General features: G+C 66.1%; 5 protein-coding genes. 3 read left to right on the top strand and 2 right to left on the bottom strand.

The window, feature by feature from the left end:
- The 3 genes from EOA38_RS29475 to EOA38_RS29465 form a co-directional block, all read left to right on the top strand.
- Positions 1–375: ABC transporter permease subunit (locus EOA38_RS29475; protein WP_127300886.1), on the top strand; the 375-nt coding region annotated here is incomplete at its 5' end.
- Between the two features lies 1 nt (position 376).
- Positions 377–1,177 carry an ABC transporter permease gene (locus tag EOA38_RS29470; RefSeq protein ID WP_127300885.1) on the top strand — a complete coding sequence of 267 codons (801 nt, stop codon included), beginning with the start codon at positions 377–379 and terminating at the stop codon, positions 1,175–1,177.
- Complete coding sequence (locus EOA38_RS29465) at positions 1,174–2,253, top strand: ABC transporter ATP-binding protein (RefSeq protein WP_126091829.1); 1,080 nt, start codon at positions 1,174–1,176, stop codon at positions 2,251–2,253. Before EOA38_RS29470 ends, EOA38_RS29465 begins: the two co-directional genes overlap by 4 nt.
- 25 nt (positions 2,254–2,278) lie before the next feature.
- Here the strand turns inward: EOA38_RS29465 and EOA38_RS29460 are convergent, their stop codons facing one another.
- Positions 2,279–3,064: a DeoR/GlpR family DNA-binding transcription regulator gene (locus tag EOA38_RS29460; RefSeq protein WP_245464874.1), complete on the bottom strand. Its 786-nt coding sequence runs from the start codon at positions 3,062–3,064 to the stop codon at positions 2,279–2,281.
- 118 nt (positions 3,065–3,182) lie between these two features.
- Positions 3,183–4,226 (bottom strand): FAD-binding oxidoreductase (locus EOA38_RS29455; protein WP_145966114.1); only part of this gene is annotated, 1,044 nt, incomplete at its 5' end.

Below are 4,226 nucleotides of genomic sequence, written 5' to 3'. Positions count from 1 at the left end.
ATGCTGCCCTTCATGATCCTGCCGCTGGTCGGCACGCTGCGCGCCATCGACCCGATGACGCTGCGCGCCGCAGCCCTTTGCGGCGCAAGCCCTCTCCAGGCCTTCCGCCGCATCCTGCTGCCGCTGTCGCTGCCCGGCATCGCCGCCGGCGGGCTGATGGTCTTCGTCATGTCGCTCGGCTATTTCGTGACGCCTGCGCTGCTCGGCGGCACGTTGAACATGATGCTCGCCGAGATGATCGCCCAGACGGTGCAGTCGCTGCTCAACTGGGGGCTGGGCAGCGCGACCGCCTTCGTGCTGCTTGTCGTCACCATGGCGCTCTATGCGATCCAGCTTCGCCTCGTCGGCGCCCGACGTCTGGCCGGAGGGCTCTGAGATGCTGCTCGATTACGACCGGCTTGGATGGCTGCGCGCAGCACTTGCCGGCTTCACCGCGCTGGTCGCCGCTTTCCTCCTGCTGCCGGTGGTCTTCATCGTCCTTTTGTCGTTCGGCTCGTCGCGCTGGCTGGCCTTCCCGCCGCCCGGCTGGACGCTGAAATGGTACCAGGAATTGCTGGCCGACCCGGCCTGGATCGACGCGGCGCTGACCAGCGCGCGCATCGCTGCGATGGCCGCAATCTTGTCGGTGCTGATCGGCTTGCTTGCATCCTTCAGCCTGGTCAGGGGCGAGTTTCCCGGGCGGCAATTGCTGCGCGGATTGCTGCTGACACCGATGGTGCTGCCGGTCGTGGTCTTCGCCATCGCCATCTACGCCTTCTTCCTGCGCATCGGCCTTGCCGGCACCACGATCGGCTTTGTCATCGCCCACACCATCCTGGCGCTGCCCTTCGCCATCATTCCGATCGCAACCGCGCTCGAAGGCTTCGACAAATCCATCGAGGACGCGGCGATCGTCTGCGGCGCCAGCCCGCTGCATGCGAGGCTGAGGATCACGCTGCCCTCGATCCGCATCGGCATCTTCTCGGCCGCGATCTTTTCCTTCCTCGCCTCGTGGGACGAGGTGGTGGTGGCGATCTTCATGGCAAGCCCCACCTTGCAGACCTTGCCGGTCAAGATATGGGGCAGCCTGCGCGCCGACCTCAGCCCGGTCGTCGCCGCCGCCTCCAGCCTGCTCGTCGGCCTCACCTTATGCCTGATGATCGTGACCGCACTCCTTCGCAGAAAACTGTCCAGATGACCCGGCCATTCCTCTCCATACGCGCGGTGAGAAAGACGTTCGGCGGCTTCGTCGCCGTCCATGACGTCACCATCGACGTGCCCAAGGGCGAATTCCTGACGTTCCTGGGACCCTCGGGTTCCGGCAAGTCGACGACGCTCTATGCGATCGCCGGTTTCCAGGACCCGACCTCCGGCGACGTGCTGCTTGAAGACAAGTCACTGCTCGCAGTGCCTTCCCACAAACGCAACATCGGCATGGTCTTCCAGCGCTACACGCTGTTCCCGCATCTGAGCGTTGCCGAGAATGTGGCGTTTCCGCTGCGCGTGCGCCGCAGGCCGGACAGCGAGGTGAAGCGCAAGGTCGCCGACATGCTCGCGCTGGTGCGCCTCGACAGTTTCGCCGACCGCTATCCGGGCGCGCTGTCGGGTGGCCAGCAGCAGCGCGTGGCGCTTGCCCGCGCGCTCGCCTACGATCCGCCGATCCTTCTGATGGACGAGCCGCTGTCGGCGCTCGACAAGAAGCTGCGCCAGGAAATCCAGGCCGAGATCCGCCGCATCCACCACGAGACAGGCGTCACCATCCTCTATGTCACGCACGACCAGGAGGAGGCTCTGCATCTTTCCGATCGGATCGCCCTGTTCAGGAGCGGACGCATCGCGCAGATCGGCACCGGCGAGGACCTCTATCTGAGGCCCGCGAACGAATTCGTCGCCGGCTTCATCGGCAATTCCAATTTCTTGGCCGTCGAGCATCTCGAAACCGAGAATGGCGCTGCCGTGGTGCGGCTGTCCGATGGCTCGATCGTCAAGGGTGTGAAAGCGACCCACAAGCTCGACCGCGGTCAGAAGGCCAGGCTGATGGTGCGGCCGGAAGCCTTCCGCCTGGCGGGAGTGCCGGGAAACGCGTCGCTCGCCGTCGAGATCGTCGACGCCGCCTTCTTCGGTGACCGCCGCCGCGTCGTGGCGCGCACCGCGTCGGGCGACGAGATCGACGTCAGGCCGACCTCGGACGCCGCGGAGCCGGACAGCGCCGATGCCGCTTCGGGCCGGCAGATCTTCTTCGATCCCGCTTCGGCATTCCTGTTTCCGGCTTGAAGTCCGATTGGCTGCGCCGGCTCCGTCAGCCGGCAAAGACGTGAAGCTCGGCGCCCGCCTCCTCGATCGCGGCGCGGAGTTCCGGCGCCGGCTCGCTGTCGGTGACGACATCGGAAAGCTCACTCAAAGCGCAGACCCGTTCTAGGCTGCTGCGGCCGAACTTGTCGTTGGTGACGACCAGCATCGTCGACAGCGATCGCGCCATCATCGCCCGCTTCACCGCCGCCGCGCCGGAGATCATATCGCTCGGCCCTTCGGCATTCACGGCCGAAGCGCCAATGATGGCGATGTCGGCATTGTAGCGGTGTACGAATTCGACCGTGTCCTCACCGAGCACGGCGGCCTCGCGGCTGTCATAGGTGCCGGGGCAAAGGATCACGCGAAAGCCCGGATTGGCGCCGGCAACCGAGGCGACACCGATGGAGTTGGTGATGATCGTGAGTTCCCGGCCGAGCAGGGAGAGGCCGCGCGCGACCTCGTAGGTGGTCGATCCGCCATCGATCATCACGATGCCGCCTTTCTCGATCAGGCCGGCAGCGCCCCGCCCGATGCGGGCGCGCTCCTCGACCATGGTGAGGCCGCGTTCGGCGATCACCGGCTCGGACGTCATCAGCGAGATCGTCGCGCCGCCATAGGTGCGGTTGATCAGCCCGGCCTCGCCGAGCTCGATGAGATCGCGGCGGATGGTCTCGCCGGCGACTCCGATGCGCCGGGCGAGCTTGGAGATGCGGATCGATGCCGAGCGCCTGACCTCCGACAGGATAAGCTCGTGTCGCTGCTTCTTGGTCAGTTTGCCCGGCTCGATATTCATCGCTCTTCCTTTGCCGCGACCCTGTCACCGACCCACAATGACGAACGCCAACCGCGCCGGGATTCATCCCCGGCGCCAGGACATTAGCCATGCCGACGCGGCCGGGAAAGCCGGCGCATCAATGCCTCAGCCGGTCGCGCATGGCGTACCACAACATGCCCAGCACATAGAGCGGCCCGCGCAACGCGGTGCCGCCTGGGAACGGCAGTGGCGTCAGCGTCGAGAACAGGTCGAGCCGCGAGGCGTCGCCCGTGATCGCTTCCGCGAGCAGCTTGCCCGACAGCGTCGACAGGATGACGCCCTTGCCGGAATAGCCATGCGCGAAATAGACCTCGCCATAGTGCCCGACATGCGGCAGGCGCGATGTCGTCACCGACACCAGGCCGCCCCAGGCGTGATCGATCCGGCAGCCCTTGAGCTGTGGAAAGGTCTTTTCCATATGCGGCCGAACGAAGCCGGCGATATCGGCCGGCGGCGACGGCGTATAGCGCTCGCCGCCGCCGAACAGCAGGCGGCCGTCCGCCGACATGCGGTAGTAGTTGACCACGAAGAGCGTGTCGGAAACCGCGACATTGGACGGGATGACATTGCGTTCGCCCTCCAGTGGTTCGGTGGCGACGATGTAGTTGCCGATCGGCATGATGCGGCTGTTGACGCGCGGCTCCAGTCCCTCGAGCAGCGCATCGCCTGCCAGCACGACATGCCGGGCGCGGACCGAGCCCTTGTCGGTGAACACGCGGATGGACGGCTCGCGCTCGAGGCGCACCGCAACCGAGTTCTCGTGGATGGCAACACCTGCGGCGGAAGCGGCGCGCGCGAGGCCCAGCGTGTAGTTCAGCGGGTGCATGTGGCCGCCGAGCTTTTCGAAGGATGCGCCGTGATAGGGCGTGTCGACCATTCGCCGCGCCTCCGCCGCCGACAGGATCTCGACATGCGGAAAGTTCATCACCTTGGCGAGGCACTCGGCCTCCTCCTCGAAGTCTCGCATGTCCGAGCCGTTGACCGCGCCGACCAGATGACCGGTCAGGCGAAGATCGCAGTCGATGCCGTGGCGCTCGATGATGTCGAGCACCAGACCCCGCGCCTCGAAGGCGAGGTCGAACAGCGCCTTCGCCCGTTCCGGTCCGAACGCCTTGACCAACCCCTTGGCGCCCTTGCGAAG

This window comes from Mesorhizobium sp. M1E.F.Ca.ET.041.01.1.1 (genome assembly GCF_003997355.1).
In the GTDB taxonomy this organism is placed as follows: Bacteria; Pseudomonadota; Alphaproteobacteria; order Rhizobiales; family Rhizobiaceae; genus Mesorhizobium.
This window is presented reverse-complemented; position numbering and strand designations above follow the sequence as displayed.